This is a genomic window from Tunturibacter empetritectus (assembly GCF_040358985.1).
Taxonomy (GTDB): Bacteria; Acidobacteriota; Terriglobia; order Terriglobales; family Acidobacteriaceae; genus Edaphobacter; species Edaphobacter empetritectus.
In genome coordinates this window covers 2,730,763-2,747,632 of sequence record NZ_CP132932.1, presented here as the reverse complement: position 1 = coordinate 2,747,632, position 16,870 = coordinate 2,730,763, and the positions used below count along the sequence as shown (strand labels likewise).

The 16,870-nt window shown below is 56.7% G+C and carries 14 protein-coding genes; 10 read left to right on the top strand and 4 right to left on the bottom strand.

Features of this window, described 5'->3' with window-relative positions:
* Nucleotides 1-184: 184 nt before the first annotated feature.
* On the bottom strand, nucleotides 185-886 hold the full coding sequence (locus RBB75_RS11350; protein ID WP_353070383.1) for an ABC transporter ATP-binding protein: 702 nt from the start codon (nucleotides 884-886) through the stop codon (nucleotides 185-187).
* A gap of 123 nt (nucleotides 887-1,009) precedes the next feature.
* Between RBB75_RS11350 and RBB75_RS11345 the strand changes: the two genes are divergently transcribed.
* The 5 genes from RBB75_RS11345 to RBB75_RS11325 all read left to right on the top strand — a co-directional run bounded on the left by RBB75_RS11345 (nucleotide 1,010) and on the right by RBB75_RS11325 (nucleotide 5,992).
* Nucleotides 1,010-1,603, top strand: coding sequence for a hypothetical protein (locus RBB75_RS11345; protein WP_353068148.1), 594 nt, complete (start codon nucleotides 1,010-1,012; stop codon nucleotides 1,601-1,603).
* A gap of 575 nt (nucleotides 1,604-2,178) precedes the next feature.
* Nucleotides 2,179-3,534, top strand: a complete 1,356-nt coding sequence (locus RBB75_RS11340; protein WP_179636690.1) for a hypothetical protein — start codon at nucleotides 2,179-2,181, stop codon at nucleotides 3,532-3,534.
* 73 nt (nucleotides 3,535-3,607) lie between these two features.
* On the top strand, nucleotides 3,608-4,018 hold the full coding sequence (locus RBB75_RS11335; protein ID WP_179636689.1) for a hypothetical protein: 411 nt from the start codon (nucleotides 3,608-3,610) through the stop codon (nucleotides 4,016-4,018).
* Nucleotides 4,018-4,698 carry a C39 family peptidase gene (locus RBB75_RS11330; RefSeq protein ID WP_179636688.1) on the top strand — a complete coding sequence of 227 codons (681 nt, stop codon included), beginning with the start codon at nucleotides 4,018-4,020 and terminating at the stop codon, nucleotides 4,696-4,698. The genes RBB75_RS11335 and RBB75_RS11330 overlap by 1 nt, the downstream gene beginning before the upstream one ends.
* A gap of 40 nt (nucleotides 4,699-4,738) precedes the next feature.
* On the top strand, nucleotides 4,739-5,992 hold the full coding sequence (locus tag RBB75_RS11325; RefSeq protein ID WP_353068147.1) for a transporter: 1,254 nt from the start codon (nucleotides 4,739-4,741) through the stop codon (nucleotides 5,990-5,992).
* A gap of 16 nt (nucleotides 5,993-6,008) precedes the next feature.
* Here RBB75_RS11325 and RBB75_RS11320 read toward each other — a convergent pair whose 3' ends face one another.
* The gene (locus RBB75_RS11320) at nucleotides 6,009-6,374 is read right to left on the bottom strand and encodes a hypothetical protein (protein WP_353068146.1); all 366 of its coding nucleotides are present in this window, start codon (nucleotides 6,372-6,374) and stop codon (nucleotides 6,009-6,011) included.
* Between the two features lie 191 nt (nucleotides 6,375-6,565).
* Between RBB75_RS11320 and RBB75_RS11315 the strand changes: the two genes are divergently transcribed.
* The 5 genes from RBB75_RS11315 to RBB75_RS11295 all read left to right on the top strand — a co-directional run bounded on the left by RBB75_RS11315 (nucleotide 6,566) and on the right by RBB75_RS11295 (nucleotide 13,540).
* A complete protein-coding gene (locus RBB75_RS11315; RefSeq protein WP_353068145.1) occupies nucleotides 6,566-6,946 on the top strand; it encodes a holo-ACP synthase in 381 nt (126 codons plus the stop codon).
* 260 nt (nucleotides 6,947-7,206) lie between these two features.
* Nucleotides 7,207-8,292 (top strand): MlaD family protein, encoded by a 1,086-nt coding sequence (locus tag RBB75_RS11310; protein WP_353068144.1) that lies wholly within the window; start codon nucleotides 7,207-7,209, stop codon nucleotides 8,290-8,292.
* A 192-nt stretch (nucleotides 8,293-8,484) separates the two neighbouring features.
* Nucleotides 8,485-10,563, top strand: coding sequence for a M13 family metallopeptidase (locus tag RBB75_RS11305; protein ID WP_434557132.1), 2,079 nt, complete (start codon nucleotides 8,485-8,487; stop codon nucleotides 10,561-10,563).
* 235 nt (nucleotides 10,564-10,798) lie between these two features.
* Entirely contained in the window at nucleotides 10,799-12,055 is a 1,257-nt protein-coding gene (locus tag RBB75_RS11300; protein ID WP_353068142.1) for a beta-propeller fold lactonase family protein, read from the top strand.
* A 105-nt stretch (nucleotides 12,056-12,160) separates the two neighbouring features.
* Nucleotides 12,161-13,540, top strand: a complete 1,380-nt coding sequence (locus RBB75_RS11295) for a lactonase family protein (protein ID WP_179636682.1) — start codon at nucleotides 12,161-12,163, stop codon at nucleotides 13,538-13,540.
* Between the two features lie 910 nt (nucleotides 13,541-14,450).
* Here RBB75_RS11295 and RBB75_RS11290 read toward each other — a convergent pair.
* Both RBB75_RS11290 and pyrH read right to left on the bottom strand, forming a co-directional pair.
* Nucleotides 14,451-15,677 carry an acyltransferase family protein gene (locus RBB75_RS11290; RefSeq protein WP_353068141.1) on the bottom strand — a complete coding sequence of 409 codons (1,227 nt, stop codon included), beginning with the start codon at nucleotides 15,675-15,677 and terminating at the stop codon, nucleotides 14,451-14,453.
* Nucleotides 15,678-16,000: 323 nt separating this feature from the next.
* A complete protein-coding gene (gene pyrH, locus RBB75_RS11285) occupies nucleotides 16,001-16,705 on the bottom strand; it encodes a UMP kinase (RefSeq protein WP_179636681.1) in 705 nt (234 codons plus the stop codon).
* Nucleotides 16,706-16,870 lie beyond the last annotated feature (165 nt).

Genomic DNA, 16,870 nt, shown 5'->3' with positions numbered 1-16,870 from the left:
CCCAAAAATCAGTTGCGACAAGCGAATGGTACAGGGGGAGGAGTCTCGACTTCAATTCTAAAGTGGTCTTGTGGGGGGATTTGTGCACTACTTTAGCGGTATTTTGCGCAAAGTAACCGGAATTTAGTTACTATTCTCCCGCTTATCGGTCGCTGGCTCTCACAATTCAAGCCCAGCGGATGCGCTAGCGAGTAACGGTTTCAATATGAGTGATTTCGCCGTCGCGCATATGGAGGATTCGATCGGCGATCTGTGCGGCCTCGGGATTGTGGGTGATCATGAGGACGGTCTGGTTGAGTTCGCGGCTGGACTGGCGAAGCATTTTTAGAACGGCATCGGAGTTTTTCGTATCGAGGTTGCCGGTTGGCTCATCAGCGAGGACGATCGCGGGGCGGTTGATGAGAGCGCGGGCGATGGCTACGCGCTGCTGCTCCCCGCCGGAGAGCTCGTTGGGACGATGATCGAGACGACCCTGGATGCCGAGCATCTCGGTAAGGTGGGTGAGAAGAGGGCTGTCGAGTTCTCGCTTAGTCGAGGCGCCGAGGTTGGCGATGTCATGGGCGATCTCGATGTTGCCCATGGCCGAGAGGGTGGGCAGGAGATTGAAACGCTGGAAGATGAAGCCGATCTTGGCACGGCGGGTGCGGGTTCGCTCTGCGTCGGTGAGGGTGGCGAAGTCTACGCCGTCGATGAGGACGGAGCCGGTGGTGGCTCCGGTGAGGCCGCCGAGGATGTAGAAGAGGGTGGACTTTCCGGAGCCCGAGGGGCCGACGATAGCGACAAACTCGCCGGGTGTGATGGCGAAGTTGACCTTGCGAAGTGCGGGGACCTCGAGCTTGCCGGAGCGGTAGGTCTTGCCGAGATCGCGGGCGAGGATGACGGGCATTGCGGCGCTGCCATCGGGCATCGAGTGCAGAGGCGTTGTGGAGGGGGAGTCGGGTTGGGGGGGCAACGTGGAAGAATGAGGAGGCATGTACGTATAGAAAGTCTATCGCGAATGGGGTGGGGAGTGAGGCTGACCGAGCTTTTGCTGGCAGGCGTGGTGGGTTGGACGGCACTGGGAGTGGTGGGTATTGGGGTGTCGTGGCTGCGTGGCGAACGGGCACGAGTGCGTCGAGGGACAGCCTGGCTGGCCGCGGTTTGGGTGGTGTATCTATCAGTGCTGATAGCGGTTTCGCTGGGGCAGAAACAGAGAGTGGTAGCGGTGGGGCAGCCGCAGTGCTTTGATGAGATGTGCTTTACGGTCACGGGGGTGGAGGAGGTGAAGGGCTTCATGGTCCGCGATGGACGGCGCCTGGTGCGAGTAACCGTCCGAGTTACAAATCGGGGACGGTCGGCGCAGAGCGAACGCTTGATACAGGTTTATCTGACGGATGCGCAGGGGCGTCGCTGGGAGGAATCGGCTGGAGTCAATGGAGTGGGATTGGCTACGAAGGTGGGTGGCGGAGCTTCGGTGGTGAGTGAGCCGATCTTCAACGTGGCTGGAGATGCGACAGATTTGAGACTGGTTCTGACGCATGGCTGGAAGCAGCCGGGATTGCTGGTGATTGGCGACTCTGACAGTGTGCTGCACCGCAAGACGGTGGTGGAGCTTGGGCGCTGACTGTGGACTGCGGCGGCCTTGAGATAACGAGCGAGGTGATGGCGGGAGAATAAAACAGCGTAAGTTACGCAGATCATAGCAAGGAAGTTACTGACGTGGGAGCGGCAGCGAGATAACTTTTTCCTCGGAATTTGCAAGCTGGTGCATGATGACGCGTGAGAGGCACGAGAATTCCCTGTGGAATGCGGGGGCACGACATGGCACGTGAATTGCATGTCGTAATGCTGTCGGAAGTCTGAAAGATACTTCTGAAACGGGCTCCATCTGTCGCGCACTATCTGCAAGACAGAGATGACATTCATTAGTAGTGACGGGCTTCATGCACGAACTACATTACGGACGCGATCGGCTTGAACGACCAGTCAGATTCGCATGCAGCATTCCGCTTTTTACGTTTTACGCTGACTTTATTCAGCTTGAGTTGAAGCCCTAACCCCGGATAGTTACGTGACGCACCAACTGCGCCCGCTGAGTCTCCGCGTGCGCCCGCAGAGTGGTGCGTCAATTTTGTCCCCTATGCAGCCGGCCTTGCTGCGTAGCAGGTCGCGCTCGCCAACAAAGCCCAGGAGGCAGAAGTGAATAAACTCATTTGCACTCTCGTTACCGCATCGGTTCTCGTCGGCGGCTCCGCCTACGGCCAGAACAAGACGAAATCCAGCAACGACAAACATGCGAAGCAAGCGCTGCGTGACAACCAGATGGACAAAGTCACCGCCGCCGGCGAAGAGAACTCTTCGATCGCGGCCAACAACTCAACCGTTACTGAAAACAACACAGGTGCGGTGAATCTCTCGGGATCTGCACTGATGGGTGCCAGCGGCATCAACATCGTGAGTTCGACTGACGCGCTGGTTGCCAATGGCGTGAACGTCTACGACAGCAGCGCGTTGTCGGATGCCTCATCCAAACCAACCGCTGTGACGCAGGCCAACGGTATCAGTCAGGATAGCTCATCGTCAGCAGTTCTCACTGGTTACAAGCGGGGCGCAAACAGCCAACTCGACGCCACCTACGCAGACACCGCGACGGCGACGAGCAGCTCTTCCAAGAGCCTCAATGCTTCTTATAACCATACGGATACCAGCAGCGCATCCTATGCGGACGACTTCACAACCAGCTCAAGCAAAACGCTGGCCGCGACACTTGCTACTACATCAAACCGCTCATCGATGTATAGCAACGTGAAGTCGGCTTCTGGGACAGCGAGCGAGACGGCAACCGATGCAAGCACCAGCAACAATACAGCGGCTTCAAACGAGACGTATGCGACCTCGGCTTCCACCAAGCCGGGAAGCTCCTCATCGGCCGGCACTTCGTCGAATAACAATGGTGCTTCAAGCCTTGGAGCCACATCGTCGACCGTAGGCAGCGGGACTGACAATCTTGCCACCACGAATAACGGATCTGCAAGCAACTTCACGGCTGGCACGGCGAACACTGCTTCAAACACGGCAAACAGCTCTGACCAGACAGCTGAGATGGCCAGCTGGTCCAAGAATAAATCCGCGTCTAAAACCTCAGCGAAGTCGCTGAATGCAAGCCTGAACACCTCCGATACCTCCTCGACCACTCACGACCAGAGTGCGACAGCTTCCGACGCGACCGCTACGTCTACCAGCATAGCGACCAGCAAGATGAAGTCAGACTCTGAGAGCGAATCCACGAGCAGCCACGTTATTCAAAACATACAGGGCGCAGTCAGCTTCGATGCAGCCGCCGCGAAGAACATCGCAGTCGATGGATCGACGATCAGCGACACCAATAGCTATAGCGTGACCCTTGCCGGTACGGCAGAGCAGAACGCGAAGGCGTTGAACATCGTCAACGCGGCCGGCGGTATGGTTGCCAATGGGCTGAACATTGCTCATACGACAAACCTGACCACGATGCCGACCCTTAGCCAAGTCAACAGCATCTCGCAATCCCGCTAAAGACGGCCGCAGGGAGGGCTCCTCTAACCAGGGAGCCCCGCCCTACGCTTCTCTGTGGCATCAAGGAGGATTTATGCGTCGTCTTTTCGTAGTTGCGAGTCTTGCGTTGCTAACTCAAGCAGGACTGGCCCAAAGCTCAACCAAGCATAAAGGCCAATCGCTGAACGACGCTGCCATGGATCGGGTTACGGCAGCGGGCGTTTCGGCGAGCTTGTCGAATGGAGTCGTGCAGTTTCAAGGGTCGGCGTCAACTGCGAACGGACTGGTGACAGGTGCCGGTACGCTGCAGGTGTTGACCGGACCGCTGACCTCAACCACCAACATGGGCACGCTCACGTTGAATGGCAGCGCGCAGCAAAATCTGAGTTCGCTGGTCAACATCAATGCTGTGAACTCCAATATCAATGTGCTGCTGAACCTGACCGTCAATATGAACTCGACGGTAGGGAGCATTGTGCAGTCCAACCTGACTGGGAAACACTGATGAACTGCTTACGATCGATACTTGCTGCTGGACTGGCGGGTCTTGTTCTCTTCCCAGCCCCCGTGCGCGCTCAGAACACTGGAGAAGCAACGGGGGCGAGGGGAAGCAAGAATGTCCGAAGCCTGAAAGAGATTCGCGATGAGGGCGTCGTGAAGCAGCGTTGGGATGTCAGTTGCGGCGCCGCGGCGTTGAGCACACTCCTTACTTATGACTTCAAGGACGATACGACTGAGACTTCGATTGTGGTGTGGCTTCTTCATCGCGTAGATGCGACTCGTGTGCGCTCCCGAGGCGGATTTTCATTGCTCGATTTGAAACACTTTTCCGAGGCGCGGGGATACCATGCTGAGGCTTTCAGTGGTATGACGATCCAGGATCTGGCGCAGGAAAAAGCTTCTGTGATCGTCCCGATACGAGAGAAAGGCTTCGACCATTTTGTGGTGGTAAAGGGCATTGTGGCGGGGCATGTGATTCTGGGCGATCCGGGCTTCGGCAATATCACGATGCGAGTCGACCGGTTTCAGACCTTGTGGAAGAACGGCATCGTCTTCGTAGTGCATCCGCCAGACGACCGAATGATCGGAGACAAACGTCTTCCTGTGGCCGCACGCATGGTACCGGATGAATCGCTGATCTCGCGCAAGATCGGAGTTACGGCTCCGAGCAACTATTTGTACTGAAGGGAAAGGCGGGTCGATGTTGCGGCGAAGAGTTTTATCAGTGATTGTGGTTCTGCTGGCGAGCACGGGATCACTCCTTGCTCAGACATCAGCGAATGGTCAGCCGCAGACACAGGAGATTGCCAAAGCTACAACGGCGGCTAGAGACCCTGTGGATCTGAAGCTGCAGGAGGCGCTGCGAGAGCGCGATGCGATCATCCGCAATCTGCTGGAGCGCGTGAATGAGCTTGAGTGGCGTATGAATGGAGGCTTTACTACTCCGGCGAAGGTGGAGGATCGTCCTACTCTGCCGGCCGCCTCGACCAGTCGCGTGATCAACTCGGTGGTGTCGACGTCAACCTACGACAGCACGGAACGGCAGGCAACGGAGGCTCTGGATCAAGCTTTGATTGTGCGTGGCGGATTGCTGCTGCCCTCTGGAACCCTGGAGGTCGACAACACCACGTCTTACTTCAGCGCGTCGTCGGACCATGTGACGGTGAATGGTTTTGCGTTGCTGCCGGTGCTGGTGGTGGGTGATATCGCTTCGGAGCGTGTGAGGGAGGACTATCTTCTGCCAAACTTCACGGCGCGGCTTGGATTGCCGCATAAGCTCCAGGCCGATCTCACGATTCCTTATGGGTATGAGTTGATTCGGACGGTGGACGCGAATAATGTCCAAACCTCTTCGAGCAGTTTTGGTTTGGGCGATATCTCTGCCGGCATCTCGCGGCAGCTGACCAGCGAGCATGGAAAGATTCCAGACATGCTGGCAAGTGTGCGGTTCAAATCGACGACGGGGAAAGATCCTTACAATTTGCAGAGCAGCCAGGTGGCGCTTGGGACAGGCTTCAATGCAATACAGGGAAACCTGACTTTGGCGAAGTCGAGCGATCCGGTGGTGTTCTTCGGGAATCTTTCTTATACGGCGAATCTGAAGGGTGATCATACGGTTTCAGCTAACGATCCGAGTAACCCGGCGGCGACAATGGTGGGGCACTTCAACCCGGGGGATGCGGTGGGATTCCAGATTGGGTCGATCCTGGCGTTGAACCCGGACGTATCGATGACTCTTGGTTGGGATCAACGGTTTACTCGCAGCACTACGTTGAACGGGGTGGATATTCCTGCTTCGTATCTGGTGGAAGGCACGTTGCGGTTGGGAACGAGTTATGTGTACGCGCCGGGTAAGACGATTGATCTGAGCTTTGGCGTGGGGCTGACGCCGGATACGCCGAATCTGCAGTTCTCAGTGGGTGTGCCGTTCCGGATGGGACTGTGGGGACCGAAGCAGAAAAAACTGACCGTGCATTAGGTGTTGCGTGGGACGATCAGGCGCACTCTCCGGCGGAGAGGAAGAGAGACTGCAGTGTGGCGTCTTCCAGGAAGCTAATCTCCAGACGGATGGTGATGATCTGACCGAGGTCAGCCGGGGTGGCGAGATTTTTACGGCATGTGCAGAGGTGGGTAAAGCCAAGGTGACCGGCGCGGGTGAGCTCGAGGCCAGAAGAGATGATGGAGGCGTAGAGGTCGATGACGGCGCGGAGCTGGATCTCGACGCGGAACTCCATGGTGGTGGGCGAGGTGGTCCTGCGGTTGAGGATCCAGCCTCCGCAGTCTGCGAAGGCCGAGGTGAGCGAGGGCAGAAGGCCTTGGCGCTCTTCGTAGCTGAAGCCCTGAATATCAAGCGATTGCATGGGATGTTGAGCCTCTGCCGAATCGAATGTGCTTGCCGATAGGGTGTTCATCGGAAGGGGAGGGGGGAAGCGTGAGTCTCTGACGGGGTACTGTGGTCATGTGGGTTTACTGTTTGATAATGTTGAAAAGAGATGACTTGCGATTTGTCTGTTGTTGGTTCGCGTAACAAGGTGGCGCAAGCGAGGTTCTCATGGTGCTGGGTGTAGGAACGGATCTGATCGAGACGAGACGGATACAAGAGAGTATCGACCGGTACGGCGAGCGGTTTCTGGAGCGGATTTTTACTGAGGGAGAGATCGCTTACTGTGTGCGCAAGAAGAAGAATGCCGCAGAGAGCTTTTCGGCCCGGTTTGCAGCGAAGGAGGCTGGCGCGAAGGCGCTGGGAACGGGAATTAGCCGAGGCGTTACGTGGAAGGAGCTTGAGGTGCGGCGTGAGGCGAGCGGTAAACCTACGCTTCACTTGAGCGGGCGGGCGGCAGAGTTGGCGAAGGCGATGGGGGTGCGCAGGGTACAGTTGAGTTTGACCCATAGCCGCGAGTTGGCGATGGCGGTGGTGGTGGCGGAGGATTAGCGTGACGGTCACGCGTCACGGGCGGTACGGCAAGGTCATAAAAGGTTGAAATCAGGGGAAGTTGAAACCATTAGAGCGGTTTGGGCATCCATAACAGATCGACGACTTAGCGCGAGGCGATGCCAGGAGTTTTCCTGGGTGATGGATTGGGAGGGTAATGTATTCTCCTAGTTACTGACACCCTGATTGCGCTACAGGCGGGAGGCGGCAGTGTAACGCCGCGGCAGTGAAGTTTTGCGAAACGGTCTTAAAGGAGAGCTATGCCCAGCCAGCAGGAGGTTCGGTGGTCGCAATTGAAGGTGGGCGTGATTGTACTGATTTCGACGGTGGTGCTGGTGACCCTGCTGTTCCTGATGACAAGTTCTTCGGGGCTGGGAATCTTCTCGCATAAGTTGACGGTGGTGACCTTCTTCGAGAACTCGGCGGGGCTGAAGACGGGGGCGGCGGTGAACCTGGAAGGTGTGACGATCGGGACGGTGAAGTCGGTGACGATCGACAACTCGCCGGAGCACAAGCTGACGCCGGTGAAGGTGGTGATGAAGATGAACGAAAAGTTCGCCACCAACCTGAAGAAGGATTCGAAGGCCTCGTTGTCGACGGTGGGTGTACTGGGCGATACGGTGGTGGACATCAACAGCCAGTTTGCCGTTGGGCCGCTGTTGCAGGACGGCGATGTTTTGAAGACTTTAGAGACGCCTAGCTTGACCGATGTCGTGAAGGCGAGCCAGGGAACGATTGAGAGCCTGAATGTGATTCTTGCGAAGATGAACATCATCGTCGACAACATTCAGTCGGGGAAGGGTTCGATTGGACAGCTGATCAATAATCCTGATCTTTACAACAAAGCGAATAATACCGTCGATGAGCTGCTGAAGCTGGAGAAGAATATCAACGCGGGCCGCGGATCGATCGGCAAGTTGATGACTGACGACACGCTGTACAACCGTCTGAATGGTACGGTTGCGAAGCTGCAGGACATCGCGGACGGGATCGACAGCGGCAAGGGCACGGCGGGCAAGCTGCTGAAAGACGACACCCTTTATAAAAATCTGAACTCGACGCTTGCGCATGCGAACTCTCTGCTGGCCGATGCCGACGCTGGCAAGGGTGGACTTGGGCTGATGCTGAAGGATCCGAAGTTTCGCCAGGATCTGAGCAATACGTTGACACAGGTCAATACGCTGGTGTCGGGAGTAAACGATGGGCGGGGTACGCTGGGCAAACTGGTGAAAGATGATGCCGCTTACACCAACTTGAATAAGCTGCTGGTGGCCAGCACGGATCTGGTGACGACGATTCGAAGCGATCCAAAAAAGTACCTGACGATCCACCTGAAGATCTTTTAAGAGAAGATGCGGCGACGGGAAGCAGGGGTTGGGCTTCGGCCTGAGCCCTTTTTTCTGCGTTTCGTGGGCCGGAAACTTTGTGATATGGCGTCTCGTCTTCGTAGAATCACGGAGAGTTACGTTTTTGACGGCAGACGAATCGTCTTGTTGTCTGAGCCGTTGCCTTCTATTGGGATTTTTATGAGGTGCGACATGATTTCCAAGTCTTTAGCGAGCCTGTTGATACTTTCTACTGCCGTGTGTCTGGGACAAGCATTTACGGAAACAGATGTACCGGGAGGCCCAACTTCGGAGCCAAAGCAGCCAATCATCCTTGACCTTTCCGCAATCGATAAGACCGCGGACCCTTGCATCGACTTCTATCAATATGCATGCGGCAACTGGATGAAGAAAAATCCGGTTCCATCTGATCAGGTGCGGTGGGGGCGGTTCAACGAGTTAGCGGAACGCAATAATTATCTGCTCTATACGGAGTTGAGGGCAGCGGCGGACGATCCGAAGAATCCGCTGCAACGCAAGTATGGCGACTACTTCGCGGCATGTATGAACGTCGATCTGGCCGACAGGCTGGGGACAAAGCCGCTGCAGCCTGCGCTGGCGACGATTGCGTCATTGAAGGACAAAAAACAACTGGCGACGATCGTGGCGGAGTTACAGAAGAACTACTCTGTGGGCGTGTTTTATGGATTGAATGTGCAGCAGGATCAGAAGGACTCGAGCCAACAAATTGCAAGCACGATTCAAGGCGGCCTCTCTCTGCCGGACCGGTCGTACTACCTGACCGAGGATGATCGGAGCCAGAAGCTGCGGGATCAGTATGTCGAGCATGTCGCGAAGATGTTTGTCTTGCTGGGCGATACTCCGGAGAAGGCGTCGGATGAGGCTAAGAGTGTGATGGCCATCGAGACGGCGCTCGCCAAGGGCTCGATGGACCGAGTTGAGCTGCGTGATCCGGCGAAGCGATATCACATCATGTCCAAGGAGGATCTCGAGGCGCTGTCTCCTGATTATGATTGGCAGACCTATTTGAAGGAGGTTACGATTGGCGAGTTCAGTACGCTGAATGTTGCAACACCGGACTACTTCAAGGCGATGAACGCCGAGATCGATGCGGCAAGTTTGGATTCGATCAAGAGCTATTTGCGCTGGCATGCGCTGAGGACTGCTGCACCTGCTTTGTCGAAACCATTTGTGGATGAAAATTTCAACTTCTTTTCGGCGACGCTGCAAGGCCAGAAGGAGCAGACACCGCGATGGAAGCGTTGCACACGCGCGACCGATACAGCACTGGGCGAGGCCGTGGGTCAGGACTGGGTGAAACAGTACTTCCCTCCCGATGCGAAGGCCAATATGGACAAGCTGGTGGTGGCGCTTGAACAGGCACTAGGACAGGACATCCAGCAACTGCCGTGGATGAGCCATGCGACCAAGGTCGAAGCGAAGGCGAAGCTGGATGCAATTCGCAATAAGATCGGCTATCCGGAGAACTGGCGTGATTACAGCTCGTTGACAGTGAAGCGGGACGATTATCTCGGCAATGTGGAGAGGGGTCAGAGTTTCGAGCGGGCTCGCAACTACGCCAAACTAGGCAAACCGGTTGACGAAAAGGAGTGGGGGATGACACCCCCGACGGTGAACGCGTACTACAGCCCTTCGAACAACGACATTAACTTCCCTGCTGGAATTCTGCAGCCTCCCTTCTTCGATAACAGTAAAGATCCGGCAGTGAACTTCGGCGGAATCGGCACCGTGATCGGGCATGAGATGACGCATGGCTTCGACGACCAGGGATCGAAGTACGATCCGAAGGGAAATGTGCGTCCGTGGTTCACAGCCGAGGATCGAGCGAAGTTTACCGAGCGCACCGATTGTGAGGTGAAGGAGTATGACGGGTTCAAGGTGGCTGAGGGACAGAACCTTAACGGCAAGCTGACGCTTGGCGAGAATACGGCCGATAATGGTGGGATTCGAATTGCCTTCCAGGCGCTCGAAGCAGCTCTTACGCAACAGGGAGCTACCGCCGAGCCTGGGTATGTTGATGGGAAGCGTGATGGATATACCGCGCAGCAGCGCTTCTTTATTACCTTCGGACAGCTATGGTGCCAGAATCAGACGGAGCAGAATGCGCGTGTACTGGCGAAGACCGATCCACATAGCACGGGCGAGTGGCGGGCGAAGGGCACGGTGCGGAACTTCGATGAGTTCGGCAAAGCGTTTGGCTGTAAAGCGGGCCACGCAATGATGCCGGTGAACTCCTGTCGCGTGTGGTAGAGGTGCGAGTGAACCAGAGGCCCGGGCTGCGGCCTGGGCTTTTGTGTGGATGGAAGGTGGCGGTAACCACGACGTGGTGACCACATACGCTGGGGGTAGGCCAACCAGAATGAAGGGCATAAGTGGCACAAAGTCGCGACAGCTTCTACAATAAGCGAAGGAATCGTACCCTACAGAGTTGCTCGCGGCAAAAGGTGGACGGAGAACCGTTCACTGGCGAGGATTAAGGAAGCGCATGAAGTTGAGCAGGATTGGCCGGGTTTCAAAGGCCTTGGTAGTGTCCGTAGCGATGGGTCTAGGCATGACGGCGTGCGGTGGCGGCACGATCGGGTTCATGTGGGTTCTTGGAACGCAGTACAACCAGATTGCGGGATTTAAGATTGACGACTTTACGGGAAACCTGACGGCGATGCCGCACTCCCCGTTTACCTCCGGCGGAGCTGATCCGGTGTCGATTGTGGTGAAGCCTGGCGGCCGCTTCGTCTATGTGGTCAACAAGGGCGGCGGGAGCGGACCAACATCGAACCTGCCGTGCGGGAGTGCCGGCAGCATCAGCGAGTTCAGCGTTGGCGGACAGGGCGTGTTGACCTTCCAGCAATGCTTTACAAGCCAGGGAAGCACTCCCGTCTGGGCTGCGGTCGACACTACGGGTAATTTTCTGTACGTTCTGGATCAGCAGGCACCATCGCTCGATGGTGCGCCACCTCCCGCCAATGGTGACATCACGGTCTTCTCGATCGATCCGAATACGGGTCGGTTGACACTGGTACTGAATCAGCAGATCAAGGATCCTCAGACGGGATTGCAGTTGACCTACTTCCCCGTTGGCGAAACGCCAACGATGATGGCGGTCTCGGGCGGATGCTTGTTAACTCTCAACACGGCTGACCAGACTGTGTCTCCTTACGCAGCCGGAACTGCTGGTCAGTTGACCCTTACGACGACACAGAAGTTCAATGCGCAGACTGGACGCGCTACGTCGATTATTACCGGCGGAAGCGCGGTGTATATCACCGATGCGGCTCCCACTGCGAGCAACCCTGGTGGACGGATTCTTCCCTTCTCGGTCGCGGCTACTACATGCACTTTGAATCCGATCACGGGCGGACCGATTGGAAATGTCTCTCCAGGGGCGAATCCGGTTTACTCGCTGGTTGGCGGAGCTGGCTCGGCGAAGAACTTCTTATATGTGGCGAACCAGTCGACTACCGATACCACGAATCCGAACAGCTCCATCTCGGCGTTCCAGGTCCAGACGAATAGTACTTTGCTGGCGATCGATCCGGGTAACAATCCTTACTCTGTGGGGGCCGGGCCGGTTTGCATGGTAGAGGACCCGTCGAATCAGTACATCTATACGTCCAACGGAGATGGAACTGTGACTGGCAAGTCGATCTCGACGCAAGGCTTCTTGCAAGACCTGAAGCGAGGATCGAAGTTCACGGCGACCGGACAGGCGACGTGCCTCGCAGTAAGCGGAAACGTAGACTAGCTGGCAATAAGGCAGCTGGAGAACCAGGACAGGATGTCTCGAGGAATCCTGAGTATCGGGACAGCAGGAACGGGCGGAAACGATTTGCCCTGGAGTTAGGCAAGCATGAAGTGGAATAAGATGGGTCGCGGAACAGTGGCCTCGATATTGTCTTTTGCGTTGGTGAGCGTAACGGCGTGCAGCCGCGACTACACGCTGGCGTACGTTTATGTGACTACGGCAAAACCGTTGACGAGCACCTCTCCCAACGGTGGCATCAATGCGTACGCGGTGGACTACCAGATTGGTTCGTTGACGCCGCTTGCGGATTCCCCGATCCCGGCAGGCCGGAATCCGGTTACCCTGATTGCCTCGCCGAACGGGTTGAATGTGTATGTCGTGAACCACGACGATTCAACGATTGGAGAGTACTCGGTCGGCACCGACGGGAAGATCTACCTGCAGAACACGTACAACATAACGGGGAGCAACGGGACCTCAGTTGCGATGGATGCGGCAGGCACCTTCCTTTATGTCACGTTCCAGTATCAGCTCGGTCCACAGGGACAGCAGCTTTACTCGACCGCATCGCCCGGGCCGGGCGGTATTACGATCTTCCCGATCAATAAAGACGGCTCGCTGGGAACAGCCGTAGCAAATACGACGATTGGAACCACGACCTCTCTGACCTCTCTGAACTACGTTCCGGTTGGCAATACACCGTTTGGCGTTGTGGTGAGCCGTCCGCGCTGCCAACCATTGGCCGCCGGAGGTACCAGCTCTGCAAACTGCATCCTGTCGACGACGCCCACAGCTACTGCCAACAACGGACTCCTGACCAACTATGTGTATGTGATCGATCAGGAGACACCGACCACACCGAAGGCGACGGTTCTGGGCTTCGTGCAGAACTCGACGACGGGCACATTGACTCCTACTCCTGGGACCACGATTACGACTGATAGCACGGGCAAGACGGTCGCCACCGGATACGGCGCAGGAACAACACCCAGCGCCATTGCGGCAGATCCTTCTTCGCGTTTTGTTTACATTACCGATCAGGCGACGAACCAACTGTATGGCAGTACGGTGAATTCAGATGGGTCGCTGACTCCGATGACCAACGGCAGCCCGTTCGCCACTGGTATCTTTCCGGTGGGTGTGACGATTGATCCTCGGGGCAAGTTCCTGTATGTAGCGAACTTCTCCTCGGGTACGGTCGGCGCTTATACGATCGATCAAACCTCGGGGAATGTGACGGGCGCTGTCGGTTCTGCTTCGACGGCGACGGGTACGGGTCCAACCTGCGTTGCGATCGAGCCGGCGCTGGGTATCTACCTCTATGCGACGAACAACCTCGAAGGCGATGTCTCGGCGTTTCAGCTCGCTCCTCAAAACGGCACGTTGAAGCAGGTGCAAAATACTCCGTTCCCCTCGGGCGCGCTGCCAAGCTGTGCTGTGGCCGTAGCGAACGGATCGCATCCTACGCAGATCATCGTCGAATAGCCTGTTTGTTATGTGTCAACGAAAAAGCCCCGTTGCCCGCGGGGCTCTTTCGCGTCCTCTTTTATGAGCAGATAGCACTCTTCCGGTTTGATGGCTACAAGGGTGATGAAGAATACCCTCCGAAAGCGAAAGACGGACCTCAGCGGCTGAAGCCGCAATGCTTGCAACGCTCTAGCGGCACTGCTGAAGCCGTGCCCTTAAACACGACAGGATTTTTAAACAGCCTCTAACGTCGCTCTTTCGTCCTCTCCTCCGTTATTCCAACGCCTTATCCTGTGAGATACCCCCCTCCCCCTCTTGGGGTATTTGCGCGCAAGTTTATTAGTTTGAACTGTTTATACGGCATACCCGCCCGCAAGCTACTCATCCTAAATGGTTTATTGCTAAAATACTTGAAATCAATGAGTTATGGCCAATGTTTCTGGCTGTGTCTTCTAGACACTGCTCGCTTCTAAACAACGATGCCCTCGGATTTTCGTCCGAGGGCATCTTCTTTGAGCTTGATTTAAGTATAGCTGAGGGAGTGAAACTAATACGCCACGCGTTTGTCCTTGTCTGGCGCGGGAATTTGCTTTTTTGGGGCTTGACAGGATTTCGGGGATCGATGGCAACGGTAACAGCAGATCCCCTGAGGGATGACAAGAAGGACACAGCAAAGACGGAGGGCAGGCAAAGGCCAAAACGTCAGACACGGCGTGAAGATGATGGGCGGAAGGGATGGGCGGTTCGGGTAGGTCTGAGCTCTTCGGGATCCTTCGCTGCGCTCAGGATGACAGCAAAAAGACCTGATATGGGTTCGTCAGCCTAATGCGGGCTTCGCCATTCGACTTTGCTTAGGGACAAAAGTGCGACGTAAAGAAATAAAGCCGACAACAAAGGTGAATTTGCCACGAACTCAAGACTCTCAACACTAGGAAGAGGCTGGGGCGAGGGGGCGGGGTTTACGGGAGAAGCGGCTGAGGATGGCCTTGCGGGCGGGAGTTTCTACGAAGTGAAAAGCGGCCAGAGCGAGCAGAATGAGGATTGCGTAGGAGAGCCAGGGCTCGAGAGCGGCCAGGTGGAGGCGCTCCGGCACATGGTAGAGGTGGATGAGTTGGAAGACGTTGAAGTGGAGCAGGTAGAGGCAGTAGCTGCTCTCGCCAATGAGCAAAAGAGGGCGCCAGGAGAAGAGGGCCGAGATGGCGTGAGGCCCGCTGAGGCCGAGGACCAGGGCGGCGAAGACAGGGGTCAAGAGGCCGCCGTGCATGAGGAGGTACGGCGCGCGGAGGACGAGGGTGTAGAAGAAGACAACCACGAGCGCCAGGCTGACGGACGAGAGCAGGAGGCGCTGACGAGAGGAGATGGTGAGGGCATGCTGGAGTTTGCCCAGGGTGACCCCAATGAGGAAGGTGCAGACGTAAGGGAGCGGGGTGTACTTGAGGAAGCGGATGAGCTGGGTCGAGCTATAGCGGTCGACCGGACCTACGATGTGGTCGGGGTTGAGCCAGAGATAGAGGGAGTGGGGGATGAGGCCGATGACCCAGAGGGCGATGATGAGAAGAACCAGCTGGGCCGGTTTTTTGGGCCATGGCAGACGAATGAGCCAGGGGAAGGCGGCGTAGAGAACTACCTCGCTCGAAAGGGTCCAGGCGACGGTGTTCCAGAAGGTGGCGACGGAGGGGTTCCAACCCTGAAGGACTAGAGGGGTGAGGATGATTCCCTGCCAGAACTCAAAGTGGGAGCGGGCGTGCCACTCGTCCTGCACCATGCGGAAGGAGATCAGCAGGACGAGGAGGTAGATGGGGTAGAGGCGGGAGAATCGGGCCAGCCAGAACTCGCGCTTGATGAGGGTGCTGGCGCGGTCGGCGTAGTTGTAGGTTAGCACGTAGCCGGAGATGAGGAAGAAGACGCCGACGAAGACGTAGCCGTTGTCGATGATGGGGTAGAGGAGGCCCAAGTGGGGCGGGGTGAAGTGAAAGAGAATGATGAAGATGGCGAGGAGTGTGCGGATTCCGGTGAGAGCCGGCAAGGGCGGCTTGCGCGTGGTCCTGGTTGCAGGCTGCGGGGCAGGCGCTTGCTCGATCTCTGGTTCCAGAAGGCTGAGGTTCACACGGTCGTCCTGCTTGAGTGGGATGCTGCTGCGTTTCAAACTTATCAAACGCGGTTTCTTTGAATTAGACGTGGGGAGGGGCGAAGAAGACGACATTATTCTGGCAACAGAAGATTTCTTCGCTACGCTGCGGAATGACATGGACGGCCACAGCAGGCGAAAGACTGGCAAAAGAACGTAGCAGCACAGCCAAAGGGCAAGCAGCAGCAAGAACAAATACGGGGGTCTCTCCACTGCGCTGCACACGATAAAACTGTGAGCAGCTTCGGTCGAGATGACGATTTGGTGGGTTGTGTGGTCGAGATGACGTTTCGGTGGGTTGGCGTCGGTCCGAGATGAAGATTTATTTGGTTGTGGGTAGAGAAGACTGGTCAGGCGGTGACGAGGGAGCCAATCTTTTCGCCGCTAACGACGCGGACGATGTTGCCGGACTCGCGCATGCTGAAGACCATCATGGGCATGTTGTTGTCGCGGCAGAGGGAGACGGCGGTGGTGTCCATGACGCGGAGGTTGAGGCGGAGCATCTCGCTGTAAGTGATCTGGTCGAATTTGGTGGCCTTGTCGTCGACTTTGGGGTCGGCGGTGTAGATGCCGTCGACGGAGGTGGCCTTGAGGAGGATGTCGGCTTTGATCTCCATGGCGCGGAGGCTGGCGGCAGTATCGGTGGAGAAGAAGGGGTTGCCGGTGCCGGCGGCAAAGATGACGATGCGGTTCTTTTCGAGGTGGCGCATGGCGCGGCGGCGGATGTAGGGTTCGGCGACCTCGTGCATCTCGATGGCGGACATGACGCGGCAGAAGAGGCCGAGCTTTTCGATGGCGTCCTGGAGGGCGATTGCATTGATCACTGTAGACAGCATGCCCATGTGGTCAGCCGCGACGCGGTCCATGTCGATGGCCTGCTGGGCGACGCCGCGGAAGAAGTTTCCGCCTCCTACGACGATGCCGATCTCGCAGCCGAGGGCGTGAACGGCGGCGATTTCGGCGGCGATTTTGTGGATGAAGACGGCGTCGATGCCAAAACCTTTGCCTGCGGCCAGAGCTTCGCCTGAGATCTTGAGGAGGACTCTTTTGTACATGTCAGAACTAAGTATCGCATGGGGCGGGGGAGGATTATCGGATAGCGGACATAGACGACCTCGAAGGTCGGTTTGTTTACAACTTTGGTGGAACCCGTATTTATTGTGCACAACTTTGCGGGGTGAGGTGGGTCTTGCAGGGTGCGGGCACGATACGACGCAGCC

Excerpts from the sequence above, each read along its gene's own strand:
- RBB75_RS11300 (WP_353068142.1), top strand. The coding sequence starts at position 10,799 with ATGAAGTTGAGCAGGATTGGCCGGGTTTCAAAGGCCTTGGTAGTGTCC.
- RBB75_RS11310 (WP_353068144.1), top strand. The coding sequence starts at position 7,207 with ATGCCCAGCCAGCAGGAGGTTCGGTGGTCGCAATTGAAGGTGGGCGTG.
- RBB75_RS11315 (WP_353068145.1), top strand. The coding sequence starts at position 6,566 with ATGGTGCTGGGTGTAGGAACGGATCTGATCGAGACGAGACGGATACAA.
- RBB75_RS11320 (WP_353068146.1), bottom strand. The coding sequence starts at position 6,374 with ATGCAATCGCTTGATATTCAGGGCTTCAGCTACGAAGAGCGCCAAGGC.
- pyrH (WP_179636681.1), bottom strand. The coding sequence starts at position 16,705 with ATGTACAAAAGAGTCCTCCTCAAGATCTCAGGCGAAGCTCTGGCCGCA.
- RBB75_RS11350 (WP_353070383.1), bottom strand. The coding sequence starts at position 886 with ATGCCCGTCATCCTCGCCCGCGATCTCGGCAAGACCTACCGCTCCGGC.
- RBB75_RS11305 (WP_434557132.1), top strand. The coding sequence starts at position 8,485 with ATGATTTCCAAGTCTTTAGCGAGCCTGTTGATACTTTCTACTGCCGTG.
- RBB75_RS11335 (WP_179636689.1), top strand. The coding sequence starts at position 3,608 with ATGCGTCGTCTTTTCGTAGTTGCGAGTCTTGCGTTGCTAACTCAAGCA.
- RBB75_RS11295 (WP_179636682.1), top strand. The coding sequence starts at position 12,161 with ATGAAGTGGAATAAGATGGGTCGCGGAACAGTGGCCTCGATATTGTCT.
- RBB75_RS11330 (WP_179636688.1), top strand. The coding sequence starts at position 4,018 with ATGAACTGCTTACGATCGATACTTGCTGCTGGACTGGCGGGTCTTGTT.